General features: G+C 40.7%; 22 protein-coding genes. 12 read left to right on the forward strand and 10 right to left on the reverse strand.

Annotation, left to right across the window (positions count from 1 at the left end; all coding sequences use genetic code 11):
• Positions 1–324 precede the first annotated feature (324 nt).
• From GNF10_RS20860 to btpA, 3 genes are all read right to left on the reverse strand, one after another.
• Positions 325–2,529 carry a CHASE2 domain-containing protein gene (locus tag GNF10_RS20860; protein ID WP_185581787.1) on the reverse strand — a complete coding sequence of 735 codons (2,205 nt, stop codon included), beginning with the start codon at positions 2,527–2,529 and terminating at the stop codon, positions 325–327.
• Between the two features lie 793 nt (positions 2,530–3,322).
• Positions 3,323–4,306: a vitamin K epoxide reductase family protein gene (locus tag GNF10_RS20865; protein ID WP_114082742.1), complete on the reverse strand. Its 984-nt coding sequence runs from the start codon at positions 4,304–4,306 to the stop codon at positions 3,323–3,325.
• 85 nt (positions 4,307–4,391) lie between these two features.
• Positions 4,392–5,240, reverse strand: a complete 849-nt coding sequence (gene btpA / locus GNF10_RS20870) for a photosystem I biogenesis protein BtpA (RefSeq protein ID WP_179074478.1) — start codon at positions 5,238–5,240, stop codon at positions 4,392–4,394.
• Positions 5,241–5,913: 673 nt separating this feature from the next.
• On the opposite strand from btpA, the gene rimO reads away from it, so the two are divergent.
• Both rimO and GNF10_RS20880 read left to right on the forward strand, forming a co-directional pair.
• A complete protein-coding gene (rimO, locus tag GNF10_RS20875; protein WP_185586186.1) occupies positions 5,914–7,233 on the forward strand; it encodes a 30S ribosomal protein S12 methylthiotransferase RimO in 1,320 nt (439 codons plus the stop codon).
• Between the two features lie 262 nt (positions 7,234–7,495).
• Positions 7,496–9,019, forward strand: coding sequence for a DEAD/DEAH box helicase (locus GNF10_RS20880; protein WP_185586185.1), 1,524 nt, complete (start codon positions 7,496–7,498; stop codon positions 9,017–9,019).
• A gap of 258 nt (positions 9,020–9,277) precedes the next feature.
• Here GNF10_RS20880 and GNF10_RS20890 read toward each other — a convergent pair whose 3' ends face one another.
• The 3 genes from GNF10_RS20890 to GNF10_RS20900 all read right to left on the reverse strand — a co-directional run bounded on the left by GNF10_RS20890 (position 9,278) and on the right by GNF10_RS20900 (position 11,511).
• Entirely contained in the window at positions 9,278–10,225 is a 948-nt protein-coding gene (locus GNF10_RS20890) for an aldo/keto reductase (RefSeq protein WP_185586184.1), read from the reverse strand.
• 266 nt (positions 10,226–10,491) lie between these two features.
• Positions 10,492–10,716 (reverse strand): hypothetical protein, encoded by a 225-nt coding sequence (locus GNF10_RS20895; RefSeq protein ID WP_163934026.1) that lies wholly within the window; start codon positions 10,714–10,716, stop codon positions 10,492–10,494.
• A gap of 282 nt (positions 10,717–10,998) precedes the next feature.
• On the reverse strand, positions 10,999–11,511 hold the full coding sequence (locus GNF10_RS20900) for a tetratricopeptide repeat protein (RefSeq protein WP_185586183.1): 513 nt from the start codon (positions 11,509–11,511) through the stop codon (positions 10,999–11,001).
• Positions 11,512–11,710: 199 nt separating this feature from the next.
• On the opposite strand from GNF10_RS20900, the gene GNF10_RS20905 reads away from it, so the two are divergent.
• The 4 genes from GNF10_RS20905 (at position 11,711) to GNF10_RS20920 (ending at position 15,874) form a co-directional block, all read left to right on the forward strand.
• On the forward strand, positions 11,711–13,144 hold the full coding sequence (locus GNF10_RS20905) for a BCD family MFS transporter (RefSeq protein ID WP_185586182.1): 1,434 nt from the start codon (positions 11,711–11,713) through the stop codon (positions 13,142–13,144).
• Between the two features lie 77 nt (positions 13,145–13,221).
• Entirely contained in the window at positions 13,222–14,028 is an 807-nt protein-coding gene (locus GNF10_RS20910; RefSeq protein ID WP_185586181.1) for an inositol monophosphatase family protein, read from the forward strand.
• Between the two features lie 214 nt (positions 14,029–14,242).
• Positions 14,243–14,815: a hypothetical protein gene (locus GNF10_RS20915; RefSeq protein ID WP_185586180.1), complete on the forward strand. Its 573-nt coding sequence runs from the start codon at positions 14,243–14,245 to the stop codon at positions 14,813–14,815.
• 105 nt (positions 14,816–14,920) lie between these two features.
• Positions 14,921–15,874, forward strand: coding sequence for an alcohol dehydrogenase catalytic domain-containing protein (locus GNF10_RS20920; RefSeq protein ID WP_185586179.1), 954 nt, complete (start codon positions 14,921–14,923; stop codon positions 15,872–15,874).
• A gap of 74 nt (positions 15,875–15,948) precedes the next feature.
• Here the strand turns inward: GNF10_RS20920 and GNF10_RS20925 are convergent, their stop codons facing one another.
• The 4 genes from GNF10_RS20925 to GNF10_RS20940 form a co-directional block, all read right to left on the reverse strand.
• Positions 15,949–16,236, reverse strand: coding sequence for a hypothetical protein (locus GNF10_RS20925; RefSeq protein ID WP_185592123.1), 288 nt, complete (start codon positions 16,234–16,236; stop codon positions 15,949–15,951).
• Between the two features lie 80 nt (positions 16,237–16,316).
• Positions 16,317–17,363 (reverse strand): chlorophyll synthase ChlG, encoded by a 1,047-nt coding sequence (gene chlG, locus GNF10_RS20930; protein WP_185586177.1) that lies wholly within the window; start codon positions 17,361–17,363, stop codon positions 16,317–16,319.
• Between the two features lie 150 nt (positions 17,364–17,513).
• Entirely contained in the window at positions 17,514–18,614 is a 1,101-nt protein-coding gene (locus GNF10_RS20935; protein WP_185586176.1) for an ArsA family ATPase, read from the reverse strand.
• 120 nt (positions 18,615–18,734) lie between these two features.
• Entirely contained in the window at positions 18,735–18,926 is a 192-nt protein-coding gene (locus GNF10_RS20940; protein ID WP_185586175.1) for a DUF2862 domain-containing protein, read from the reverse strand.
• Positions 18,927–19,192: 266 nt separating this feature from the next.
• Between GNF10_RS20940 and GNF10_RS20945 the strand changes: the two genes are divergently transcribed.
• From GNF10_RS20945 to GNF10_RS20970, 6 genes are all read left to right on the forward strand, one after another.
• A complete protein-coding gene (locus GNF10_RS20945) occupies positions 19,193–19,927 on the forward strand; it encodes a Uma2 family endonuclease (RefSeq protein WP_185586174.1) in 735 nt (244 codons plus the stop codon).
• A gap of 378 nt (positions 19,928–20,305) precedes the next feature.
• Positions 20,306–21,154 carry an ABC transporter permease gene (locus GNF10_RS20950; RefSeq protein ID WP_185586188.1) on the forward strand — a complete coding sequence of 283 codons (849 nt, stop codon included), beginning with the start codon at positions 20,306–20,308 and terminating at the stop codon, positions 21,152–21,154.
• A gap of 157 nt (positions 21,155–21,311) precedes the next feature.
• Positions 21,312–22,658 carry an ABC transporter ATP-binding protein gene (locus GNF10_RS20955; RefSeq protein WP_185592125.1) on the forward strand — a complete coding sequence of 449 codons (1,347 nt, stop codon included), beginning with the start codon at positions 21,312–21,314 and terminating at the stop codon, positions 22,656–22,658.
• 28 nt (positions 22,659–22,686) lie between these two features.
• The gene (locus GNF10_RS20960; RefSeq protein ID WP_311774195.1) at positions 22,687–23,415 is read left to right on the forward strand and encodes a class I SAM-dependent methyltransferase; all 729 of its coding nucleotides are present in this window, start codon (positions 22,687–22,689) and stop codon (positions 23,413–23,415) included.
• A 147-nt stretch (positions 23,416–23,562) separates the two neighbouring features.
• Positions 23,563–24,528, forward strand: coding sequence for a glycosyltransferase family 2 protein (locus GNF10_RS20965; protein ID WP_185607217.1), 966 nt, complete (start codon positions 23,563–23,565; stop codon positions 24,526–24,528).
• A partial coding sequence (locus tag GNF10_RS20970; protein WP_185607218.1) for a glycosyltransferase occupies positions 24,529–26,413 on the forward strand: 1,885 nt, incomplete at its 3' end.

Here is a 26,413-nt window from a genome sequence, read left to right on the forward strand (position 1 = left end):
CTATAGAACTATAAAATGCAGTAACAATTACTTATAGTATAAGTATATTTTTAAGCGTAATAATAATTACACTAAAATTTATAAAATAATTATTTTTCTAATTAACTTTGATGATTAATTCTTTTTTGACCTATCTTCTTAGTTTTAGTCATCAGGTCAAAAAGCCTTGCTAAGTCTCTATTCTGGCTAAAAAACTGCCTCTATTCATATACAGAATGCTTTTTCAAAATAGTGCCTTGCATATATTTAAAGTCCACAGTCCTAATTTAACGGTAAAATTTTTTACTGTAGTGAGAAACATATGGAGACTTAACTCTTAACTAATTAAGCAAACTCGTAGCGATTTTTACCCAGGTGCTTGGCACGATACATTGCCGCATCTGCTTGTTTGATCAAATTTTCACTGTCTTGACTGTTGTATGGGTAGACACTAATGCCAATACTGGCAGAGATTCGGATCGCATAGCCATCCAAAACAATTGGCTTGGTAATACTGCTTAAGATTTTTTCAGCAACTTTAGCAGCTATTTGGACATTCGGAATTGCCCGCAAAATTATAGTAAATTCATCGCCACCCAAACGAGAAACTGTATCACTAGCGCGTAAAGAGTTGCTGAGTCTTCCAGCGATAGTCATTAGCAAGCGATCGCCAGTCTCGTGACCCAAAGTATCATTGACTTGCTTAAAGCCATCTAGATCGATAAACAGCAGTCCCAGCAAGAGGTTATTGTGTTGCGCCCAATTTAATGACTCGTAAAGTTGTTCGGCAAAAAATTTGCGATTGGATAAACCGGTCAGAGGGTCGTGATACGCTAAATAACGCAAGTGGTCTTCTTTGAGTTTTAATTCATTATTAGAGCGGAATAGTTCAGCAGCAGTCCGCTTCAGCTGCTCCTCCATTAGCTTACGTTGAGTAATATCTCGGATGACCCCAACTAAAAAGAAATTGCCAGCTGAGTCTTTGTGAAGCGATCGCTTAGTGGCAATTTGATGAGTCTGTCCATCTGCATTGGTAAACTCTTCTTCATGTTCCTGGGGCTTTTCAGTTCGGAACACAAGATCATCCTGTTGTCGAAACACATCAGCTTCATGCTTAGGGAAAAAGTCATAGTCTGACTTCTCAATTAACAACTTATTTGGATAACCGATAAATCGACAATAGGCTTCATTTAAAACAATCCACTGGTGTTGTTCATTTTTCACAAAAATTGGATCGGGAATCGTGTTGATTACATGATGCAAAAATTCTTTAGAACGTTTCCGCTCTTCCTGGATATGGGCAATATGACTGGTCATCCAAATAGCTGAACTGCCAAAGCTAAACAATGAGGGAAGGAGCGGTATCCACAAACCGTATAAAAAAGCAAGGTATGTAGTCAGGGTCAATACAAAGCAAGAAACTAGGATACAAAGTAGACTTCTAGTAGCGTGTCGTATCCGCCATGTCGTCACGGCTCCCAGATAAGACCAGATAAAAATCCATAAGTATTCCATTAAGTCAGGCCAGAATCTGAATAATGGTCGTCCATCAAGAGCGGCAGATATTAACTCACTAATAAAATAAGCTTGCAGTTGAATCCCAGGTACGGGCTTTGCCGTACCCATTAGACTGCTGGAGTAGGGAATAAATACAAAATCCTGAAGACTAGGTGCAGTAGAACCAATCAGTATAATCCGATCTTTGATTAAGTTTTCTTGGACTTTATCTGCCAGTACATCTTTTATCGATACCTGACGAAAATTACAAATTTCTCTAGATGAACTTTGACATTTCGGTTTGGGAAAATTAGCCAAAATTTGGTATCCCCTATCATCAGCTCCCACATAAGCACCATCATTAGCCTCAAAACGAGTAAATGCTGCCTTACCCAATTGCAAATACTTAGGGTTGTTTTTTGCTTTGGTAGGGGTAATTCCCTTTGGCTTTAAATACAATAAAGCCAACTTCAGGGCAAAACTTTCGTGTAACTGCTCATCAACGTGCCAATACAACAAACTGCGACGTACTTTACCATCAAGATCGTACAGCACATTATTAAAGCCCACTTGATCCTGATTTAGTCCCAGTGGAGGCAAAACACTAACGTTTTTGTTTTTGTCATTTGCTAGTAATTCAATACCAATTAAATTGGGCATTGACCTATAAGTATTACGCAGTTCTGGATTACCAGGTTCTACTGGCAAATTTCTGTAGAGGTCTAAGCCAATAGCACGGGGTTTGTGGACATTTAATTTTTGCAACAACAGCGCAATCTTCGCATCTGAAATCGGCCACGAACGTATTTCGTTCAAATAGGCTTCATCAATCACTACGATTGTAATACGCTCTTCCGGGGGTTCATTTGGACGTAAGCGAAACAATTGATCCAAAGCTGCAAACTCCAAAGATTGCAATAATCCAATGGAGTGCAACAGCATGACGCAGACTGCAACGCTGACGGCAGTAATCAATTCTCTGTGTTCTCGACTAAGCGACTGTTTTAGTCTAAAGATTAACTTTACAAAACGCTTGTCTAGCTGCTGATTCATTCCCATTACCTAGTAGGGAGAAATATTCTCTATTTCCGATAGCTATTAACTATCGGACTAACATATCTTAAGGGAGAGCTAAATAGAGTTTCTAAGAGTTTTTTAAACTCAGCAAGTTTCTTCAAGAGATCCTGGCATTTGTGAATGTAATAACATATATTGAGGCTGATTTTCTGACCAAACGGCAACTAGGCGTTTTGTGGCTATCAGCACAGATTAATAAATCTGTTGAAAGGAAGTTTCAGTGAATTTAACGCCTAAATGCTTGTCTGGCAAAGCTTATTCAATTCAAGTCGCACATCTGTAACATTTGTAATCAATTAATTATTTTACCTAGAATTTTGGTAATTTTTAACAGACACACCTTTAGGTTTGGTGCTGACATGATTACATCCCAGGTAGCCCCCAAGTTCTGGGAAAAAATTAAATTATACATAAAAGCTAAGTAAATATATTTGATTATTTTCCTTAAACTTTAAAATATTTTCGGATAAAAGCCGTAGGAAAACTGGTAATCGGCTATTGGACAAGACCTATTATCTATTACCAAAAACAAAACAGCCAACTGGAAACAGACTTTGCTGCATTCATCCAGTTGACTATATTCGGCGCTGTAGCGGGGCGTTTATTCTATTCTGAGTGGCAAAAAGCACTCTGTAATGGCGGGAAACTGAACGTAGATAAAGCTCAAGTAAAACAAGTGGCGTGGCAGTCTTTTAACTCAGCACTATTCATTCTTATGGGATGCGAGCTACACCTTACCACTAGATTGATCTAGCCTTCTTGAAGACAATTACTTGAAATACTTAAAGTTGCGAGGTCCTGTGTAACCAGAAACTTTTGCTAGTTCATTTAAGTTTTGGACTCCGCTATAACTTTGACCATTGATGATCCAAGTGGGGAAGCCTTCAATTTTTGCGGCTTTACACAGTTCTGTTTGAGCTTTAAGCCCATCGGGAGCGCACTCTACCTTAACATCTTTGTTAATTATTTCCTCGGCTTCTTTACCAAAAAGCTGCTTTTGTTCATGGCAGTGAGGACACCAGTAAGCGCTGTATTCCTTTGCGCCTACCTTTGCTAGATGGCTTGCTAAGGCTATTTCTGCCTCGCCAGAAGTGGTGGTAACTTCCCAACCAAACGCTGGGTTAGGGTCTCCTTTGGAATTAAAGGTAATTTTTGTGGGTTGTCCTGGAGTTTCAGGTGTAACATCTGATTTATTCACGCCAGCATAAACGCCTAAAGTGCCAATCAGCGTTACCATACCCACAATTAGGGCGGTAAAGAAGATTTGTCCAATATCCTCCCAAGTACGACCCATAATTGTTAGTACTAAAAGACTCACAGAAAACAAAGCTGAACCAATACAGTAAGGACAAACAGCTTTAATTTGAGATGTCAGCACATACATTAAGTAGCCGCTAAAGACAGACATAGCGATCGCACCCACCAGCAGCAGCCACCACGTCAAATTTTCCAATTGTTTGCGGCTATTGTTTTCCCCTGAGTTAAATACCAAGGGAGCTAAAGCCAATATCACCATACTGATATATGCTAAAAGCCCAAACAAAGCTAACGGCTGACCAAAAATTGTTGCCCAAGGACTGGAAAGCACATCATTACAACCCTTAGCGCCAGCCTCTGCCACACAAGCTGCACTGCCTCCTGTTAACTTTTCTATGGTGAGATAACCTGTGATCAGGGCACCACATCCAGCGATCGCGGCAATCAATGGCCGTGACCATTTATGAATCCAAGGAGTAGAACGACGGCGAATCATAAATATTGGGGAATGGGGAATGGAAAATAGAGAATGGGGAATGGGGAATGGCGAATAATAATTGTTTGCTTGCTCTCCCCACTTCTTAAGAGTGTAATTTCACTTGTTCTGCTGATTTGCTTTCACCTTTGGAGTTCCAACTGCGACGCGCGGCTTCGACAAATTGACTGACGCGAATTGGGTCAATTGGTTGCTCAATACGTCCGTGACGTTTCAGGGAACTGGAAACTATTACACCGTCTGCTGCCTGCATCAATGTATCAATATTTTCCCAATTTGCCCCACTACCAATGAACACTGGTGTGCCAGCTGCTGCATCACAAGCTAGTTCCAAATCTTCTAAGTTAGGTGGACTACCAGTAGCCCAGCCTGACAAAATCACCCCGTCTGCTAAACCCCTTTCAATGGTGTCTTTCACGGCGACTGTGAGATTTGGAGAACTCAAAGGACGGGCGTGCTTCACCAAAACATCGGCCAGAATTTTAACATCGCAGCCTAACTCCCGTCGATAGCGGAGTAGGTGATGGGCTTCTCCTTCAATTAATCCCTGATCGGTTGCCATTACTCCCGTGAGAACGTTGACGCGGATGAATTGCGCCTGTACACAGCTAGCGATCGCCATTGCACTTTTACCGTCGTTTCGCAAAACATTTAACCCTATAGGCAAAGTCACCAAGTTTTGTATCCGTTGCACCACAATGGTCATGGCACTCACAACCACGGGATCAACTTGGTTTTTGGTAAAGGGCGCATCGAAAAAATTCTCCACAATCAGTCCGTCAACCCCTCCGCTTGCAAGGGCCGCAGCTTCTTGTTCAGCTCGGTCAATCACCGCTTTTAGGCTACCTCCCCAACGGGGCGAGGTAGGCAGTGGTAGCAGGTGAACCACGCCAATAATCGGTGAGCGAGTTTTAAATAATTGATATAAGTCCACGTCTTTAATCCGCCTCGCGGAGTCCAGAGTCTAGAATTTTTTGACTATTGATTATATGACCCTTGACTCTTGACTTTTCATTAACTAGTCAAATGTGTTTTATGATAGTCGGTTTATTGCCTCCTTCCTCAGATGGAAATTGGCGTGAAACCTCCCATAAGATATGTTAAGATAAAACCTGGCTACAAGAGGAGTTTGCCACTCACTAGACGCAAGGCAGCTTTCCGTGGTTTAGGCATCTTGTCCGCGAACAGTCGTAGGACTTGCCAATCGCCAGGGTAGCATTACTGCTTTATCAAGCGTAGTCGCTTTCGTCGATTTCCCTGAGGGTAGCGACTTCTCACAACAAGCCCTTTGGGCGGCTTCCCGATGGGTAGGTTAACAACGCACACGCTGTGGTAATGTAAAATACCAATGGGCGAATTGTTAAAAAAGATTACAAGTGTCAAAAGTACCCAAAGACACTTCAATTTACCCTGGGGAACAGATTGATAGGAATATCATAACATGACCTCTATTTTTATTTATTAATAGGGTTGTGAGTCCACGGACAGTTAAAAACAGTGGGAATTCGCCACTGTAGTGTTTTCATGAGGATGCTGATAGCAAAAAAGCGAAGTTAGCGCCGGAACGTTTGACAACAAGAAGAAAAAAATGAAGATATTTTCAAAATATGGGTGACAAGCCAACAATTGCCATTTCTCACCTGGGCTGCGAGAAAAATCGAATTGATACAGAACACATGTTGGGAATGCTCGTAGAAGCAGGCTACGGTGTAGATACAAATGAAGAGTTAGCAGATTACGTTATTGTTAATACTTGTAGTTTTATTGAAGCAGCCCGGCAAGAATCTGTCAGAACTTTGGTAGAACTGGCAGAGGCAAATAAAAAGATCGTAATCACTGGCTGTATGGCGCAACACTTCCAAGAACAACTTTTGGAAGAATTGCCCGAAGCAGTAGCCGTTGTCGGCACAGGCGATTATCACAAAATTGTTAATGTAATTGAGCGTGTTGAACTTGGCGAACGGGTTAAACAGGTTAGTATTGAGCCAACCTACATCGCCGACGAAACTACACCGCGCTATCGCACTACAACCGAGGGCGTAGCTTACCTCCGGGTTGCCGAAGGATGTGATTATCGTTGTGCATTTTGTATAATTCCTCATCTTCGAGGGAACCAGCGATCGCGTACTATTGAATCTATAGTCGCTGAAGCCGAGCAGTTAGTTAGTCAAGGTGTAAAGGAAATTATTCTAATTTCCCAAATCACCACTAATTACGGTTTGGATATTTACGGTAAGCCAAAATTAGCCGAATTACTTCGCGCTTTGGGGAAAGTAGATATACCGTGGATCAGAATGCATTACGCTTATCCCACGGGACTGACCCCAGATGTGATCGCGGCGATTCAAGAAACACCAAATGTCTTGCCTTATCTGGATTTGCCCTTACAGCATTCTCATCCAGATGTTCTCCGCGCCATGAACCGTCCTTGGCAAGGACACGTAAATGATGGGATTATAGATCGCATCAAAACGGCGCTACCAACAGCCGTACTGCGGACAACATTTATTGTTGGTTTCCCAGGAGAAACACAAGAGCATTTTGAGCATCTACTAGAGTTCGTTCAACGGCATGAATTTGATCATGTTGGTGTCTTCACCTTTTCCTCTGAGGAAGGAACCCCAGCTTACAAGCTACCAAATCAGTTGGACCAAGAAGTGATGGACGATCGCCGATACCAACTGATGGAACTCCAGCAACCGATTTCTCAAAAGAAAAATCAACAGGAAGTAGGCAAAATCGTCGATGTCCTGATTGAGCAAGAAAATCCTGAAAGTGGTGAATTAATAGGTCGTTCAGGTAGATTTTCCCCAGAGGTTGATGGTCTAGTGTATGTCAAAGGCCAGGCAAAGTTAGGAACCATCGTGCCAATAGCGATTCACCACGCTGATACATACGACCTCTATGGTCAAGTAGTCAATAACTAAATTGTCCTTTGTCTTTTGTCTTTTGTCCTTTGTTAAATGACCCTTACAGATTTACCCTTATTTTAAGGTCAACGCTGCGTTAATGGCAGTTTTCATGAGGGTTTACCTGAAGTTCGCGGACTTTTTGGCATAGTCTCTCAAAGACTTGAGGCTTCGCTACCGCCCTTGGCTTACTAATAACTAATGACTAATGACTAATGACTAATGACTAATGACTAAATGGCTAATCCAAGAATCCTTACATAAAATTTAGGACGAATTAATGACTCTTTCATTCCAAGAATTAGGTATTTCTCAAGAACGTGTCGCACAACTAGAAAAAATCGGTTTTACCGAACCAACTAACATTCAGATCCAAGCAATTCCCCAATTGCTCGGTGGTCGTGATGTAGTCGGTCAATCTCAAACTGGAACGGGCAAAACAGCAGCATTTTCACTGCCTATTTTAGAGCGGCTAGATATTAATCAAAAAGCCGTACAAGCCATAGTTTTAACACCAACTCGTGAATTAGCAATGCAGGTTCACGACGCGATCGCACAATTCATCGGCGATGAAGGATTGCGGGTGTTAGCAATCTATGGTGGTCAATCAATTGACCGCCAAATGTTACAACTCAGACGTGGCGTTCACATGGTTGTGGGTACTCCCGGACGGGTGATCGATTTACTCGATCGCGGCTGTTTAAAGCTCGATCAAGTGAAGTGGTTTGTGTTGGATGAAGCCGATGAAATGTTGAGCATGGGCTTTATCGACGATGTAATCAAAATCCTCTCACAAGCGCCCGTAGACCGCCAAACAGCTTTATTCTCGGCAACAATGCCACCATCGATTCGGATGTTGGTGAACAAGTTCTTGCGATCGCCTGCAACTGTCACTGTTGAGCAGCCAAAAGCCGCTCCCAACAAAATTAATCAAGTAGCTTACTTGATCCCCCGCCACTGGACAAAAGCCAAAGCTTTACAGCCAATTCTGGAAATGGAAGATCCAGAAACAGCTTTAATCTTTGTCCGCACCAGACGCACAGCCGCCGAACTCACCAGTCAGTTACAAGGGGCTGGTCATAGTGTCGATGAATACCACGGTGACTTGTCCCAACAAGCGCGGGAACGGTTATTAATCAGATTCCGTAACCGTCAAGTTCGCTGGGTGGTAGCAACTGATATTGCAGCAAGAGGGTTAGATGTAGATCAACTCTCCCATGTAATCAACTTCGACTTACCCGATAGCGTAGAAACCTACGTCCACCGTATTGGTCGTACTGGTCGTGCTGGTAAAGAAGGAACAGCAATTTCTTTAGTTCAACCATTTGAGCGGCGCAAGCAGCAAACATTTGAACGTCATAACCGCCAAAGTTGGCAAGTGCTGACGATTCCCACACGCGCCCAGATTGAAGCAAAACACATTCTGAAATTGCAAGAACTGGTACGGGAAGCTTTGACAGGCGAACGTTTGGCTTCATTCTTGCCAATTGTTAGCGAACTGATTGAAGAATATGATGCTCAAGCGATCGCCGCAGCCGCATTGCAAATCGCTTACGATCAAACTCGCCCCGCTTGGTTGAGTTCAGATGTGGAAATTCCCCAAGAAGAATCTTCTGCTCCAAAACCAAGATTGGGCAAGCGTCGTGAATCTTCCAGTGATCGTCCCCGTGCTGCGTGGAAATCAGATAGTAACGAAGAAAGACATTCTTCTCCCAAGCCAAAACTGCGGACAAGTGGGCACGAGTCTTCTGCATCTCCTAGTAAAAAGATAGGTTCACCTACAGCTAGAGAATCAGCTTCTTAGTCAACAGCTAGGAGTTAATTAATTTTGGATTTTAGACTTGTCGTGAGCGTTCAGTCGAACGATTTTTAGATTTTTTCTTCAATCCGAAATCCAAATATAAAATTGAGAGTTGAGAGTTAAGAGTCAAGATTTTGGCTTTAGCTCTTGACTTTTTGGTTTTGCAAGGTAACGACAAACTGACACTACCAGATTTACTACCAGGTTGGGAACTAGTAGTGTCAGAAATTTAGCCTCCTGTGTTTGAGTAGTTCAAAAATACTACAGCCAAGGACGACTAACTAGTTCTAACTCTCTAATTTCATCGTCGCTCAATTTCCAGCCCAAAGCACCAGCATTTTGCCGTACTTGTTCGGCTGTCTTCACCCCAGCAATAGGAATAACGTTCCCCTGAGCAATTAACCAGTTGAGAGCAACTTGGGCAGGGGTGCGATCGTATTTTTCTCCAAAGCTGCGTAGCAAAGATATAACTGGGGCAATTTTTTGCAGACCTTCTTTCTTAAATTGCGGGTCTATTTTTCTCGCACCAGTGGGGGCTTCAGCATTATCAATACTGTATTTCCCTGTGAGTAATCCCTGTGCTAAAGGACTATATGCCAAGATAGTTACACCCAACTCACGCGCAGTTGCCAAAATACCTTGGCTTTCAATTTGGCGACTGAGTAAAGAATAACGGACTTGGTTTACAGCCAAAGGCACTCCACGGGCTGCCAATATTTGATGCGCGTCTCGCATTTGCTCAGCTGAGTAATTACTCACACCGACTGCCGCAATTCTGCCCCGCTTCACTTCATCCGCTAGGGCATTCATCAAAGTTTGTTGGCTTAAAAGGAAGGCAAAAGGCCAATGCACTTGGTACAGGGCGATCCGCTCAAGTTGTAGCCGTTTGAGGCTGGCTGTTAAAGCATCCGAGACAGATTGGGCTGTAAATCGCCACGGTACGGGGCCAAATTTTGTGGCGATTTGTACAGGTTGTTGCGTGTGTTGCAGAAATTGCCCTAAAAATTCCTCGCTCTTTCCCATTCCGTAGATTTCGGCAGTATCAAAGAATGTAATCCCAGCTTCTAAAGCTGCGGTAAAGGCTTCTTGTAACTGTTCTGGGCCGTAGCGATCGCCATAATTCCAAAATAGTTTATCACCCCAAGCCCAAGTGCCGATGCACAAGGGTGTAACAGATGGGCCATTTTGCCCCAATGTAATGTTTTCCACGGTTGCAAAATTTCGTTTATTTACATTTCTTTACTTTTATAGTGTATCGTTACAGACAAGATTGGGTGCGATCGTCACCACTTGGCTGCAAATCTTGTGGTGTCGCAGCTACGCCCGTCGTAGACATCGCGCCTTGCATAAAAATTTAAACCTGAATCAAACGCGCATAAACAAGATCCCCGACTTCTCGAAGAAGTCGGGGATCTGCGGACTGCAATTCTCACAAATCAAATAGGGTGGCTATAGTTGAGTGTATTTACTGGTAATTATGAATTAGATGGTTTCTCCTGCTTGACTTTTTTGATTAATTGCATGTAGACATTAATTTCACTAATTTCTACATCATGCTCAACTCTGGTTACTTTCCATTTCTCTTTTTTTAGGTAAACTTCCTCTCCTACTCTGGGAGTAAATTGAAGATCATAGAACTTTTTTAGAAAATCTTTTTGATTTTCTTCCCATAATATTACTTTGACTGGTGCTTGACTCATTGCTTATGCCTTTTTGATTACTAGATGAAGCTAAGTAGTTTGATGACATACATACGGCAAGTTTATCTTACTAATTCAATGAAATAGCGTAGTTAAAACCACATTTTCATATTGATATTTTTATCTTGCTTGATTGTTTCCGATAAAGTTACAGAATAATACCAGAACTTTAGTAAATATTACTATCTTAATGTTGCAATCAGTCTTTGTTCAAGCTTTTTGACTTTTATAGTGCATCTAGTGGAATTCTGAAGCGTTTTTTAAGTCCTCCATTGCACCTTGCTAATCTTTCAGGGCAGCACGAATGCTACTTCGTTTGTTATAAGCTTTAGAATTGTTAGGATTAATACGCAGTAATTGATTTAAATCTTCAAGTGCTTGTTGATAGTTTCCCAGATTGTAATGAACACTACCCCGGTTATAGTAAGCTTCGGTAAATACAGGATTGATTTCTAAAACTTGGTTATAGTCCTTAAGTGCTTTTATATAGTTACTTAAGTTCTCATACACAAGTCCACGGTAGTAGTATGTTAGAGTATCTTCACAATTAATTTGCACGGCTTGGGAATAATCTTCAAGCGCTTCTTGGTAATTTCCCAGGCAATACTGTGCAAGTCCGCGCCGACTATAAGCTTCAGCAAAGTCGGGATATATCTGTAAAGTGTAATTGTAATTTTCAATTGCTCTATGTAAGTCTTTTAAGCGATAAAAGGCAACCCCTGTGTGAAAATAGGCTTCAGCAAGGTCAGGTTTAATTTTCAATGCTTGGCTGTAATTACCAATAGCTTCCTCCATCTCTCCTAAATACGGACAAAACCACGGTAGAAGTAAGCTAAGGCTTTATTGGGATTAAAGAATATTATTTCGCTGTAATCCTCAATTGCTTTTAGCCAAATTGCAACTTCAACTTTTCGTTCGCTGATTTGGAGTGAGTAGGGTTTATCTTTATTTAAAGAGAGAGATTAAATCCTATAAAGCATACAAAAAAGTAGCTATGGCAAGCGGTGAAGTATTTGATACCAAAACAAAATCCCTATCTGTGCCAAGAGTAAACCTGCTGACCATGTTCCGGCTGGGTTTATTTCAAATGGGGTTGAGCATGATGTCAATTTTGACTCTGGGCGTACTCAACAGAGTCATGATTCAAGAAATAGCAATTCCGGCGACGCTGGTATCAGTAGTTCTAGCACTGCCTTTATTTGTTGCTCCTTCACGTGTCTGGTTCGGCCAGATTTCCGATGCCAAGCCGTTATGGGGATACAACCGCACAGCTTATGTTTGGGTGGGCGCAGCAATATTTGCGATCGCAGCATTTTTAGCTGTACAAGTAATGTGGCAGATGAATCTTGCTGGAAATAGTTCAGGTGCTTGGGTATGGACAACCCAAACAATCGGTTGGACAGCACTTTTGGCTTTAATTTTTGCTGTCTACGGTCTAGGAATTTGTGCTAGCGGTACTGCTTTTGCTGCTTTATTGGTGGATATATCTGAAGAAGATAACCGTTCCAAAGTAGTCGGTGTGGTTTGGTCGATGCTAATGGTGGGGATTATTGTTGGTGCAATTATCAGTGCCAGCTTGCTGAAACAGTTAACGCCAGAAGCAACGGTAGAAACCTTGCAGCCAGCAATCAACCGATTATTTACTATCGTCCCAGCAATTGTATTTGGTTTAGCGATCGCAGCCACATTCGGCGTAGAAAAAAAGTACTCCCAATACTCAACCCGTTCCACACTGGCGAACCGGGAAGACAGCATTACTCTAGGCAATGCTTGGAAAATCTTGACAGCTAGCCCCCAAACAGGTATATTCTTCACCTTTTTATTGGTGATGACTATCAGTTTGTTTATGCAAGACCCGATTTTAGAACCTTATGCGGGTCAAGTGTTTAAAATGCCCCTAGCGGAAAGTACCAAATTAAATATTTTTTATGGAACGGGTCTGCTGATTGCCTACGGCGTTACGGGCTTTTACATTGTCCCGCGTTTGGGTAAGCGCAGAACTGCACGTCTAGGCTGTATGTTGGTAGCATTCTGTGCAATATTGCTAGGTATCTCAGGATTCACAGCTAATGCAGCAGTTCTCAAATTAGGTTTGGTCTTGTTCGGTTTAGCCACAGGTTTCTTAACTACAGCCGCAATTAGCTTAATGTTGGATCTTACCGCAGCAGAAGCCGCAGGTACATTCATTGGGGCATGGGGATTAGCGCAGTCCCTCTCTAGAGGAATCGCAGTGGTAATCGGAGGTACAGTTTTGGATATTGGACGCAAGCTACTACCTAGCCTAGAGTTAGCTTATGGACTGGTATTCGTTCTAGAAGCAGTGGGAATGGTGGTATCGATTTGGTTTCTGAATCGGGTGAACGTCACAGAATTTCAAACAAGTGCCAAGCAAGCGATCGCATCTGTTTTGGAAAACGATTTAGACTAAACTGTATAGGGCATGGGGCATTGGGCATGAGACAAATGACCAATGACCAATGACAAATGACAAATGACTAATAACCAATGAATGATTTTTGGACAACAATTCTTGATTTTGCCCAAACTACCACTACCAGGGTGGGCAAGCAGCTAATGCAAGATTTTGGGCAAGTACAGGCTTCCCAAAAAGCTGATGGAAGTTTGGTGACGCAAGCAGATAAATGGGCAGATCAGGAAATTCGGGATGCGATCGCTTCTACTTTCTCTGGTTACGGCATTTTGAGCGAAGAAAGCGATCAGTCATTTCCTGGTACTGAGTGGTGTTGGGTAATTGATCCTCTGGATGGTACAACCAACTTTACACGCGGCATTCCCATCTGGACAATTTCTCTCGGTTTACTGTATCGAGGAACGCCCATTTTTGGGTATGTTTACGCACCAACCTTGGATCAAGCTTTTCATGGTTTTTGGGCGGGTTCATCTGGTTTAGCAACACCAACAGGAGCATTTCTCAACCACCACCCTATCCACACCAGTGTTGATAGTCCCAGCAATAATCACTTTTTTAACCTTTGTTCTCGTAGTACCGCAGCTATCAAAAACGGCTTTCCTTGCAAAATTAGGATGTTGGGTGTAGCTAGCTATAATTTTTTGACAGTTGCTACTGGGGCTACTCTCGGTGGTATTGAGGCGACACCAAAAGTTTGGGACTTAGCCGGGGCTTGGGTAATTGTTCAGGCTGCTGGTGGGGTATGGGCATCGCTTAAATCAGAACCGTTTCCGTTGTCATCGGGAGAAGATTATAGCGATCGCTCTTTTCCCACTTTGGTTGTCAGTCGTCCCGAATTAGTTCCGGTATTTCAACCTTTTCTAGATGGCGTAAAAATCTAATCAGCTGCTCTCACCCTTAAAACAGTTATTTTGTCAATCAGAGTAGTGAACGGCGGCATCCCGACATCAAAGTTAATAAAGCCCTAGTCAGACAGAGAATTGAGTATAAATAAAACTGGTAATAATCCTGATTTAAGTGCAAAACCAATGTAGTTACTAATTTAAGTACCGTTGTGGCTTATATCACACTACTTAATTTAGTATAAATAATTTTATGTTATCTAATCTAGATTTAATTCGAGAGTTTGTGCAAAACTCTATCCAGAAAAAAGAAATTTTGTTGTCAAATCCTGCTTTGACAGCGCAAACAGTTTATAAGACTAACCAACTGACAGCAAAAGCTGAAGGTGTGATTGCTACCTTCCAACTATCTAATACACTATCTGAATTCTTGATTTCTCCAAAATCATCCCAGTGGGAATTGATAAATCAGGTATTAGCAGAATATAGTTATCTTCTCAAAGGAGAAGTAGATAGTCGGGGTTTCTATGAGTATCAATACAGCGAAGTTCCCAAAGGCTATGAGATGCACTGTACTAAATCTGTACTTCTATGGCGAGCTTGGTGGAAATATCGCAAGTATACTTCAAGACTAGGGATTCCCTTGGAACTTCTGATCAGGACGCGGGATTCATGGTATCCAATCCGAGATTTAATTATTAGTGATGGACTTCTTTATATCAAAACTTTAGGAAGCGAGATCGCACTTGATTCAGAAGACTTGGTTACTTGGTTAAGCAAAATTGATGTAACTAAAACTAAAGAAATACCTAGTACAGAGACATAAGCGTGGGTAGAGGCGTACAGATGTACGCTCCTACAGCCGATTAATTATTTTGCAAATATTTTTGAAACTGGTATGACAACATATTAGGCAAAGGACGTGAAAAAAATGAAAGGACTTTGGCTCGAAAATAACCAGTTGCAACTACGTACAGATATTCCCATTCCTGAACCGCCAGCAGGGGAAGCTTTGGTGCGCGTCTTGCGTGCGGGTATCTGTAACACTGACTTGGAACTACTCAGAGGCTACTATCCCTACACTGGAATTTTGGGGCATGAATTTGTCGGCGTGGTTGAAGAAGGGCCAGAACACTTAGTTAACCAACGCGTAGTTGGAGAAATCAACGCTGTGTGTGGGAATTGTCGCTTTTGTATCAGTGGACAACCAACTCACTGCGAAAATCGCACAGTTCTAGGTATTGTTAATCGCAATGGAGCCTTTGGTGAATATCTCTGTTTGCCGGTAGAGAACCTGCATTTAGTACCCGATAATGTGCCCACAGAAGTAGCAACATTTACCGAACCCATAGCAGCAGCTTTAGAAATTCAGCAGCAAGTACCATTGCATCCAAACGATCGCGTGTTAGTGGTTGGAGATGGCAAATTAGGGCAGTTGGTAGCCCAGACACTAGCCTTAACTGGCTGTGAACTCTTGGCTGTGGGGCGACATCAAGAGAAACTTGCCAACTTAGAGGCACGGGGGATTAAAACTGGTTTAGCTGATGCTGTGAAAGATGGATATTTCGATATCTCAGTAGAATGTACAGGCAACCCAGAAGGATTTGCGATCGCGCGTCGCGCCCTCCGTCCCCGTGGTACGCTTGTACTTAAAAGTACGTATGCTGGCAACCTCAGCTTAGATGTTTCTTCTTTAGTAGTAGATGAAATCACCCTCATCGGCTCGCGTTGTGGCCCCTTTTCTCCAGCCCTCCAGCTATTAGCCACAGGACAAATTGACGTACAACCCCTGATTCATGCCACCTACCCCCTCATTGAAGGGCTTGCGGCTTTTGAACACGCCCAAAGTCGGGGTGTTTTAAAAATTTTGCTGGAAATTGGTTAATAGTTATTTGTGATTTGTCATTCGTCATTTGTCATTGGGTATGGTTAATTGCCCTTTTCCCCAGTCCCCAATCCCTAATATAGATAAGGATTCGTCTTGGGTTGATAGTCGCGACAATCGATCGCTTCTTCTGTATTGGCAATAGATGGGCGTACAGTACATTTCAGACGGTAATTGTCAGTAAAAAATTGGCAACCAGTACAGGGGATTTGATGCATAAGTTTGGCTGTAGCTACGCTATCTCGCGCCGCCGTCCAGAGACTCATGACAACGAGAATAGTTACAGTCCAAGCAGTGATAAAGCATATTGGGATTAAGAAAGGTTGAATCCCACGAAGGAGGAAAAATATCACTTCTAACACAGTATGTCCTGATACAAATTAGGAATTAGAAGTATATTAACTCCTAACTCCTAATTCCTAGCTTCCGACTATAGAAGTATTTAAATACCAGCATGACCAAGAGCTAAACCTGTTACTAGCATTCCTAGCACAAGAAAAGGTTGGGCGCTGGCTTGGTACTTAACATCATTCTTCACAGGATCGCGCAAGAAATACATATCTTGCAAGGTGATTTGCGGAATGATTAACAGTACTAGTATCGTTGCGTACAAATTCTCATGGATGCTGACAAGATAAGCTGCGATCAATCCTTGAAATACATCAATTGTCACTACACAAATCCATGCCGCAGTGGTGATACCAAACATTACGGGTAATGAATTTAATCCTAGCTGGCGATCGCCTTCTACACTCTTAAAGTCATTGACAATGGCAATACCCAATCCAGCCAAGCTGTAGAACATTGTCAAAATCACAACTGTGGAATTGAGATCGCCAAACAAAGCGTGTCCTGTAGACCAAGGTAGGGTAATGTAACTTGCACCCAAGGCGTAACTACCTAGCCAGCCATTTTGCTTGAGTTTCAGGGGAGGTGCAGAATAAATATAGGCGATGAAGGAACCAATAATTGCGATCGCTGTAATTGTTGGAAATTCATGACCAGACCACACATCCAGCGCAAAAGCCAAACCATAGCCAGCAATCAGTAATACCCAAATCTGAATAATTACCTGGGGTAGGGGAATTGCCCCAGAGGGAATCGGGCGATAGGGTTCATTGATGGCATCGATTTCGCGATCGTAGTAATCATTGAGAATTTGGGTGTAACCTGTCATCAATGGCCCAGCCAGTAGCATACAGGTTAATACCTTCAACACATTTTCCAGTGTCCAAGTATAGTTACCCGAAGAAGCCGCACCACAGATTACGCCCCAAATTAGAGGAATCCAGGTAATCGGCTTCATTAGCTGCAAACGAATTTTCCAAATTGAAGTTTCCCCAGCAGCTGCACCTTTCATCCCCAATAACTGCCTAGTTTTCGCATTGCGATCACTCGTTACTATTGCTTGCTCAATGGGATTAATTGCTACTGATTCTATAGCCTCAGTTGGATTGAGGTCTGGGTTAGTGGGCGTTGATTCTGACATAATTTTTACTGATTAATTAGGCATTGGGAATTAGGAATTGGGAATTGAGAATTGGGAATTGAGAATTAGGAATTAGTTATTAATTCTTTTCCCTAACTGTTTGACTTCCCCATTCCCCATTCCCCATTCTCTATGCCCCATTCCCATAACTTAAAACGAAATTATCAAATAATTATTCTGAAACTTTGCTCCAGCAACGGGTCTGCCACTGAGAGCCGGGGGTAGGGGAATATTCCGTCGCTGGTCTCCTGCTTCTACCGTGACTTCTGGCCCATATTGGGTGAGCTTGACTTGCTTTTTGTCAAATCCTGGCAAGAATAAGCGTACTTGACGATTGTGGATGTCTATTTCAATTGGTTTAGGAGCCTGTAAAGCTTGTGCTTCAAAGTTGGGTAGTGCGTCTATCAGTGGTTGCCAGTCACCTATTGGCGAGTCGGGAACAACGCTCACAGGTAGGGGTATAAATTCCTCTGGTAGATTGACGTTTGTCTCAGGAGACACAAGCAGAACCCCACCGACAGTTAAACCAATTTGTTGAGCGCTACCCCATAGATAACGAGCATTTGCTACGTCAATTGGATCTCCTGTGGTCACTAAGAAAGCAGCAAGACGCTTCGGATCGGCAAGAGCGGCTCTCCCTTTTTCCAAGAAATTATTGACTTGGTTGGTAGGTTGAGCAAAGTTATCTGCTGTCCAGTTGATATTGAAAAAGCTGCTAATTAGCGGTTGGATTAAGGGCGATTCAGTAATAGTCTTACCCAAATCGGAGTTGACAAATAATTGCCGAAATCGCCGGACATACCAACTGAGGGATTCTGGTAAACCCAACATTCGCAACGTTAAAGAGTCACCCGTGCCATCGTAGACGATCGCATCATATTTGCCACTGGCATCATATTCGCGGATAGCATTGAGGGCTAGAGCGTTGTCCATCCCCGGCAATACTACCAGTTCTTGACCAAAAACGTCTTTGAAGATGGGCGTGCGGAGATATTGTGCCTCCAGTTTTTTCACTTCGTCCCAGTTGCGCTCAAGCAGTACAGATGCTTGAAACTGTACCGCCTGTAACTTGGGAGCTATTTCTTGAGGATCGGCAGCAATGGGAATACCCAACAGAATTGATAATGTGGGTTCTGCTTGTCCTGCTAGAAGTACGCGCTTGCCTTGACTTGCCAATAATTTGGCGGCGGCGATCGCAATTTTGGTACGAGCGGTGCCGCCTTTGCCCAAAAATGTCAATATTAGAGTCATTACTTGATTCCTATTTTCACCGCCGATCTTTTCAATTCCAACTTAGCACTCAACAAAGAGTCTCAGCTTCTGCTAAAAATTTCAGAAGCCAAGAAAAACCCAGTTCTGAGCTATTCACTACTACACAGGTTTAATTTCATCTTCAAAAAACCAAGTGGAAGTATTGTCCTCAAATAGCACTACTACACCGATCCCAGCACCATCGGTAACTTTGTAGCCTTGGATGATACCTACTTGTCCTAGTTTTTTTACAATTGGGGGAGAAACGCGATCGCGCAAACGAAACACTTTAACCTTTTGTCCGATTTCCATGCCTGATTACAATGCAACAAACCAGTCTCAGTGTAGCGGAATCCGTGACTCTGCTCTCACAAATTCAGTAGAGATGAGGTAACTGAGGAAGATGAAGGATGAAGGAGAATAGTAAATGACTAATGACTTCTGAGGTTCAATGATGGTTATAACAGGAACTACAGCGATCGCAGACCAAGAATTTGTCTAGACACAAAGCTGCTTATCGTCAAACATCGGACAGAGCTAATTCAGATAGCTTGAGTTAAACAACAAAGGTAGTAGTCATGTATCAAACAGATCCACCTCGTCCGCCACAAGAAACAATGCCTACGATGTATGATTTACCCAGTGAATTAGTGGGGGAATCAGGTTTGCCAGATGAATTTCACCGGATTCAGGCAGATTTGCTCAGTGAGACTTGTCAGCCTCTTGCTTATCCATCTGAGGAAATTTTACTTGCCAGCGATTTAAATCTTTACTACGATCCCCGCCATCCTTTGTGGTACAAGCGCCCTGATTGGTACATGGTTTTAGGATTACCTATTGCTAGCCAACAGCAAGACCTGCGCTTAAGTTACGTTATTTGGCAAGAAGGAATTGATCCATTTTTAGTAGTTGAATTACTTTCACCTGGTACAGAACAAGAAGATTTAGGAAAAACACTACGGGAAGTAAACCGACCCCCAACGAAGTGGGAAGTATATGAACAGATTTTACGGGTTCCCTACTACGTTATCTATGATCGCTATGAAAATAATTTACGTGCCTTTAAACTCAATGGCACTCGCTACGAAGCAATATCTTTACCAGAGAACCGCCTATGGTTAGAAGAGTTAGAGCTAGGATTGGGTCTTTGGCAAGGTAGTTATCAGCAGACAACAGGTTTGTGGTTGCGTTGGTATAATTCTGCGGGTTGGGTGCCGACTCGAAGAGAACAAGCTGAACAGGAACGCCAACGGGCTGATCGATTAGCAGAATATTTGCGATCGCAAGGAATTGATCCAGATAACTTGAGTTAAGCAAAAACTCGTATCCTTAACAAAGAAGGAGCCTGACAAACAGACGTTATATTTGTAGTAAAAATACACTTGACAATATCCTATTTATTGTATCTTCACCAAGATAATTTGGATACTATTTTCTAGTGATGATAGATTCTAAAAGCAGTGAAGAGATTTCCAACAAATAAATTATCCAATCTTATGAGGTGGGCATCCTGCCTACCCACGTTTAACCAAAGGCGGGTAAGATACGCACCTCACAAAAAGTAGTTGGATATTTTTTCTATTTGAAAGTTCCTTTTTCAGGGACTTTCATAAATATAATAGGCTTCAGTGAGAGCAATTAGGTGAGCGGATAGTGAGTAGTAAGCGAGGAAGCAGAAATTGTTGCCGACAATGCGGGGAATTGTACGTAAGGTAGGGAGATGGAGGTGCATCTTGCCCATAGATGAACAGTTATGGGTAAAGTTCGATTTACTAAGAACTCTAGTACGCCGGGATTTAGAGGCACGATACAAGGGTTCTGTTTTGGGTAACTTGTGGCCTTTACTAAATCAGTTATCACAATTACTGATTTATACTTATGTGTTTTCTACCGTACTGAAGGTGAAGCTGACTACTCTCAAAGGTTTACCAGCAAATGATTTCACCTTTGGTTTGTGGTTATTTGCAGGGTTACTTCCTTGGATTGCTTTTACTGGTGGTCTAATGCAGTCTGCGAATTCGGTACTAGGACAACCGAATTTAGTCAAGAAGGTGGTGTTTCCTTTAGCTTTGTTACCTCTAGTGCCAGTTTTGTCTACATTTATTGAAAGTTCCTTTGGTTTAATGGCATTGATTTTTTTCGTGGCGGTAAATACTCATACTTTACATAGTACTTTGGCGCTATTGCCCTTGGTCTGGCTAACGCAGCTATTACTAACAGCAGGGTTGGGCTATTTAACAGCAGGACTAACGGTATTTTTGCGAGATATACCGCAGACTTTAGGAGTGATTTTAAATATTTGGTTTTATGTGACACCGCTTGTCTATCCAGCATCAGCAATTCCAGAACAATGGCGGAGTTTGGTATTCTGGTTAAATCCAATAGCAGCGATCGCTGAAGTTTATCGTGACATAGTTTTAGTTGGAGAAGTCAAACACTGGGGCGAGTGGGGAGTTTCCTCGCTAATTGCGGTTATAGTGTTTTTTGGGGGGTTGTGGTGTTATCGCCGCCTGCGTCCAGCATTCGCCGATGTATTGTAAAGTGACAGTTTGATAGGATAAAGTCATTTAGCTAGAGATGCCAGCATTGATTATGTAGTGACATCTCGGCAAAAGAAAATGAGTACGTAGGCGTAGCCCATCGTAGACATCGCATTTTAGCTTTAGTGTGTGAGTTTTGATAATTGACAGCAAAAGTATGGGTGAAGAAATTGCTATTTCCCTTAAAAATATCTCGAAGTGTTTCAAACGGTATAGCCGCCCTGTAGATAGGCTAAAAGAAGTTTTGCTACCTGGTAAGAGTAGAACAGATGAATTTTGGGCACTTCGGGATATCAACATTGAGATCCCTAAAGGACAGACAGTTGGAATCGTTGGACGCAACGGTTCTGGGAAAAGTACATTGCTACAAATTATAGTGGGAACCCTCACACCATCCAGTGGTGATGTGCGAGTCGATGGTAGAGTTTCTGCTTTATTAGAATTAGGAAGTGGTTTTAACCCAGAGTTCACGGGAAGGCAAAATGTCTTTTTTAACGGACAATTGTTAGGATTGAGTCAAAAACAAATCGAAGACAGATTTGATGATATTGCCGCCTTTGCCGATATCGGCGATTTCATCGAGCAACCTGTTAAAACTTATTCTAGCGGGATGTATGTCCGCTTGGCATTTTCTGTTGCAGTCAATGTCGATCCAGAGATTTTAATTGTTGACGAAGCACTTGCTGTTGGAGATGTTGTATTTCAACATCGTTGTATGCGACGAATGCGTGCAATGATGGATTCTGGAGTTACAACATTATTTGTTTCTCATGATGCAGGCGCAATTAAAACATTGTGCAATTCAGCGGTGATGATTCATGATGGAAAAATACATACGACAGGATTGCCAAATGCCGTTGTAATTGAATATTTAAAATTAGTTACAGAGCTTGAATTAGGTTTAGCACAAGATATTAAAGTTAACTCCCAACAGCAAGTAAATACCATTGTAGATAAACCAATACAGGCTTCGGATTCTCCAAATGTTGAGATTGAATCTCCGAGTTCAAGTTTCAGTAAGGCAACACGCAGAGGAAGTGGAAAAGCCAGAATCGAAAGCGTAAAAATCCTGAATCAATTGGGTCATTATGCTGGCGAAAGCCCAATCTTTGCATTTAATGAAGAAGTAACATTAATTGTCAATTTAAAAGTTTATTCTGTTATAAAAAGTTGTATTGTTGGCTTTCATCTATGCGACAAAAATGGTACTGAGGTAATTGGTAGCAATACTTTAGAAGAAAATATCAAAATAGATAAATTAGATCCAGGAGAGGAAATAGAAATTAGATTTAAATTTAATTTACCTCTTCGACCTAATTCTTATAGCTTAACAGTAGCTGGGGCTGAAAGCTATGAAGCTCTTAGCTTTGACTGGATTGATAATATAATGGTTTTTCAAATTTTGCCTCCAGATAGTGGAAAGCACATTCATGCTTTAGTCTATCAACCGATGGTAGTTCAAGTAAACAAAAAAGTTTTACCAACAGTAGTAACACCAGCTTAATTAATACATATATTAAAGTACTATAATTATGAATAAAGACTGGTCAAAAAATTATCCATCTGCTGAAAATCTTACAGAAGAAGGTTTAGATGAAAACGGCAGTTTAAGAAAAATGCTCAATCTCATTGGAGACAATCAGCGAGTAGTAGACTTTGGGTGCGCGACTGGTTACTTTGCTCAGTTACTAAATAAAAAAGGGTGTATTGTAACAGGAGTAGATATAAACCCAGATGCTGCAAAAGTTGCCGGACACTACTGTAAAGATGTAATAGTTGCCGACTTGGATTTTGTTTCTGTTACAGAAATATTGCCTAGCCAAGAGTTTGATGTTGCAGTGTTTGGAGATGTTTTAGAACATTTGCGAAACCCTTGGAAAATTTTGCAAGAAACCAAGCAGATATTAAAAAAAGATGGATATGTAGTTGCTTCTATTCCAAATATTGCTCACGGTGCAATTCGCTTGTCTTTACTACAAGGTAAATTTGAATATACAGAATTAGGTATTTTAGATAATACTCACTTGAGGTTTTTTACCAGAAAAACGGTTGAGGAGTTATTTGAAAGACCAGGATATTCAGTAAATATTGCCGAGCGGACAAAACTAGAAATTTTTTCAGAGAGTTCTTTGATACCTCAGAATAAGAGAGAACAATTCAACAGTAATATTATTAAAGAAATTGAAGAAGATAAAGATGCTGACACTTTACAGTTTATTATTCGGGCATATCCTTGGACTAAGGAAGGTGGTAGTGTATAATCTATAATCGTCCATACTTAAGTTAATGGGATTAACAAAATAAAAATCGGTAATGCGAGAATGAAGCGTATTGCTGGTAAATTAAGAACAAGTTGCGTTGTTATTAAAATAGCTGGAATCTAATATTAATTAGAAATAAATTAAATTATGAAAGAAATTCCTCTAGTTTCAGTAGTAAATCCTGTAAAAAATGGGGAAGAGTTTTTAGATGAAGTTTTGAAATCTACATTATTACAGCAAACAAATTTTCCATATGAAGTAATCGTCATTGACTCAGGGTCGAGAAATGATTCTTTAGAGATAATAAAAAATCACGATGTTCGCTTAATACAAATACCTCCCCATAAGTTTAATCATGGATTAACTAGAAATCTCGGTGTACAAGAATCTCAAGGGCAATTCATAGCTTTTTTGACTCAGGATGCTACACCTGTGAACAATGTATGGTTGCAAAATTTAGTATCTCCCCTCATAGAAGATAGTCAGGTAGCTGGTGTGTTTGGAAAGCATATAGCAAGAACTAATTGTGATCCTATAGTTGCGATCAACTTGCAAAATCATTTCGACCTAACTATATCTATGGGTAAAAAATGTTGGCAAAAAGATGAGGGATTTTCTAACAATAAAGGTTTATACGTATTTTTTTCGAATAATAATTCATGTATTAGAAAAACAGTATGGCAACAAATACCATTTAGAGAAGTAGAAATGTCTGAAGATCAATTATGGGCGCAGGACATATTGGAAAATGGGTATTTGAAATGTTATGAACCTAATGCTGTTGTTTATCACTCGCACACTTATTCTCCTATTGAATGGTTTCAAAGACAGTTTGATGAGTACCGAGCTTATAAAAAAATGGAACTTGTCGAAAATGTTTCAGTTCAAAACTTTATTAAAAATTTCGTATTTTTGTCAGTGGATGATATAAATAAAATAATCAATTTAACAAATTTATCCTTAAAGCAAAAAATATATTGGGCTTTTCAGCGTACACTGAATAACTTAGGTATAACTTCAGGCCAGTTTTTTGGAGTCAGATATAATATAATCCCTAATTTGATAAACAAAAAGCTCATGTCTCAACAATCTCGAAATATGGAGTCAAAATAAATGTTGGCAAGAAAAATATATGCCCGAATAAAGAAATTATTAAAGAAAGTAAAGGAGATAGGACTTATCTCCACCCTTTCTCTTATATTTTATAAATTACTGGCAAAATCTAGTTTTCCATTTATTGATAATGAAGAAAAATCTTCTCTCACACAATTACCAATTACACCTTTACCTATTTCATATAAAATTATCCTAGAAGGATTAAGTTACAAGCATAAAAAAAGATTTTCAACTTATCAAAGCCAGAAATTGATTAACTTAGATAATCAATATTTTGAATTTATATGGCTTGTACCTTTTTTTTCTAAAGGTTCGGGCGGACACAAAAATTTATTTAGATTTATTAAAGGTTTGGAAAACCTTGGGGCTAAATGCACTGTATATATAGTTGGTGAATACGATCTAGGATTAACTTCAGAAGAAATAAAACAGCAAATAGGGGAATATTTTGAAACAATTAATGCAGATGTAAAAATCTACCATCCAGGTTCTGTCTACGAAAAAGCAAGCGTTGTAGTTTGCACGTCTTGGATAACTGCTTATGCTGCTTTAACTTTTGATGCAGATATAAATGTTTACTTTGTCCAAGATTATGAGCCATCATTTTATTCATTAGGAAGTTATTGGCATCTTGCTGAATCTACATATCGCTTTGAATATTATCACATCACATTAGGCTCTTGGTTGACTCATCTTTTGCGGCAAAAATATGGTGTTGATGCTGATTACTACGATATTTTAGTAGACAAAAATATATACTATCCTAGACAAATAATTAAAAATCAGGCTATTAAATCAATCGGGGATGAAGATAACTTTAAAGTTTGTTTCTACGGACGCAGCGTTACTCCTAGACGCTGTTTTGAATTAGTAGGAATGGCTTTGCATTTATTTGCAGAAGAAGCCAAAGACATTAACTTAATATCCTATGGATGGAATGATATGCCTCCTGTATCATTTCCCTGTTTTAATCTAGGAATGTTAAGTCCTGAAGATTTAGCAGAACTTTACTCTGTTTGTGATGTTTGTATTGCTCCCTCTGCTACTAATCTATCTCTAGTTGCCCGTGAGGTGATGGCTTGCGAATGTGTCCTTATGGATATAGATGTTGAAAACACTTCTTATGATTTAAAACATCTTGAAAATAGTTATCTTGTTAAACCAGATCCTCAATCAATAGCTAATGGTTTACTCAATCTTTACAACGATAGACAATTATTAGAAAAGATAAAAGCAACATCACTACAATCTGCGCTAAATTTACCAACGTGGCAGTCACAAGTTGATAAGTTTTACAATCTAATAATCAAGCAATCACAAAAAATGGATACATCTTTTATTAGAAGTTTACCCATCAGACAGTACTTATCAGAAAAATACATTGCAGGTGAAGGTATTGAGATAGGAGCTTTACATAGACCACTTTATATTTCACCTGCTGCCAAGGTTAAATATGTCGATAGATATGATACTAATGCATTAAAAGAACATTATCCAGAATTCGCCAGTTGTAATTTCGTAGAGGTTGATATTTTTGATGATGGTGAAAGTTTATCAAGCGTACAAGATAATAGTCGAGATTTTGTAATTGCAAATCATTTTATAGAACATTGTGAAGATCCTATTAAAACAATAGAAAATCATCTCCGTGTTTTAAAAAAAGGTGGAATTTTATATATGGCTGTTCCAGATAAAAGTTTGACATTTGACATAGATAGACCTGTTACAGACATAGAGCATCTAAAGGAAGATTATCTGCATGGATCTATAAATTCTCGGAAAGACCATTTTTATGAATGGGTTAATCTTGTGGTCAAAGCTTCAGAAAATGAAATAGAGGAGAAAGTTAAATACCTTATGGATACAAAGTATAGTATCCATT

Source organism: Nostoc sp. UCD121, assembly GCF_014222285.1.
Taxonomy (GTDB): Bacteria; Cyanobacteriota; Cyanobacteriia; order Cyanobacteriales; family Nostocaceae; genus Nostoc.

Bases quoted from the DNA above. Each gene is read 5' to 3' on its own strand.
- GNF10_RS20860 (WP_185581787.1), bottom strand. From the start codon at position 2,529: ATGAATCAGCAGCTAGACAAGCGTTTTGTAAAGTTAATCTTTAGACTA.
- GNF10_RS20865 (WP_114082742.1), bottom strand. From the start codon at position 4,306: ATGATTCGCCGTCGTTCTACTCCTTGGATTCATAAATGGTCACGGCCA.
- rimO (WP_185586186.1), top strand. From the start codon at position 5,914: ATGGGTGACAAGCCAACAATTGCCATTTCTCACCTGGGCTGCGAGAAA.
- GNF10_RS20880 (WP_185586185.1), top strand. From the start codon at position 7,496: ATGACTCTTTCATTCCAAGAATTAGGTATTTCTCAAGAACGTGTCGCA.
- GNF10_RS20895 (WP_163934026.1), bottom strand. From the start codon at position 10,716: ATGAGTCAAGCACCAGTCAAAGTAATATTATGGGAAGAAAATCAAAAA.
- GNF10_RS20900 (WP_185586183.1), bottom strand. From the start codon at position 11,511: ATGGAGGAAGCTATTGGTAATTACAGCCAAGCATTGAAAATTAAACCT.
- GNF10_RS20905 (WP_185586182.1), top strand. From the start codon at position 11,711: ATGGCAAGCGGTGAAGTATTTGATACCAAAACAAAATCCCTATCTGTG.
- GNF10_RS20910 (WP_185586181.1), top strand. From the start codon at position 13,222: ATGAATGATTTTTGGACAACAATTCTTGATTTTGCCCAAACTACCACT.
- GNF10_RS20915 (WP_185586180.1), top strand. From the start codon at position 14,243: ATGTTATCTAATCTAGATTTAATTCGAGAGTTTGTGCAAAACTCTATC.
- GNF10_RS20920 (WP_185586179.1), top strand. From the start codon at position 14,921: ATGAAAGGACTTTGGCTCGAAAATAACCAGTTGCAACTACGTACAGAT.
- chlG (WP_185586177.1), bottom strand. From the start codon at position 17,363: ATGTCAGAATCAACGCCCACTAACCCAGACCTCAATCCAACTGAGGCT.
- GNF10_RS20935 (WP_185586176.1), bottom strand. From the start codon at position 18,614: ATGACTCTAATATTGACATTTTTGGGCAAAGGCGGCACCGCTCGTACC.
- GNF10_RS20940 (WP_185586175.1), bottom strand. From the start codon at position 18,926: ATGGAAATCGGACAAAAGGTTAAAGTGTTTCGTTTGCGCGATCGCGTT.
- GNF10_RS20945 (WP_185586174.1), top strand. From the start codon at position 19,193: ATGTATCAAACAGATCCACCTCGTCCGCCACAAGAAACAATGCCTACG.
- GNF10_RS20950 (WP_185586188.1), top strand. From the start codon at position 20,306: ATGCGGGGAATTGTACGTAAGGTAGGGAGATGGAGGTGCATCTTGCCC.
- GNF10_RS20955 (WP_185592125.1), top strand. From the start codon at position 21,312: ATGGGTGAAGAAATTGCTATTTCCCTTAAAAATATCTCGAAGTGTTTC.
- GNF10_RS20960 (WP_311774195.1), top strand. From the start codon at position 22,687: ATGAATAAAGACTGGTCAAAAAATTATCCATCTGCTGAAAATCTTACA.
- GNF10_RS20965 (WP_185607217.1), top strand. From the start codon at position 23,563: ATGAAAGAAATTCCTCTAGTTTCAGTAGTAAATCCTGTAAAAAATGGG.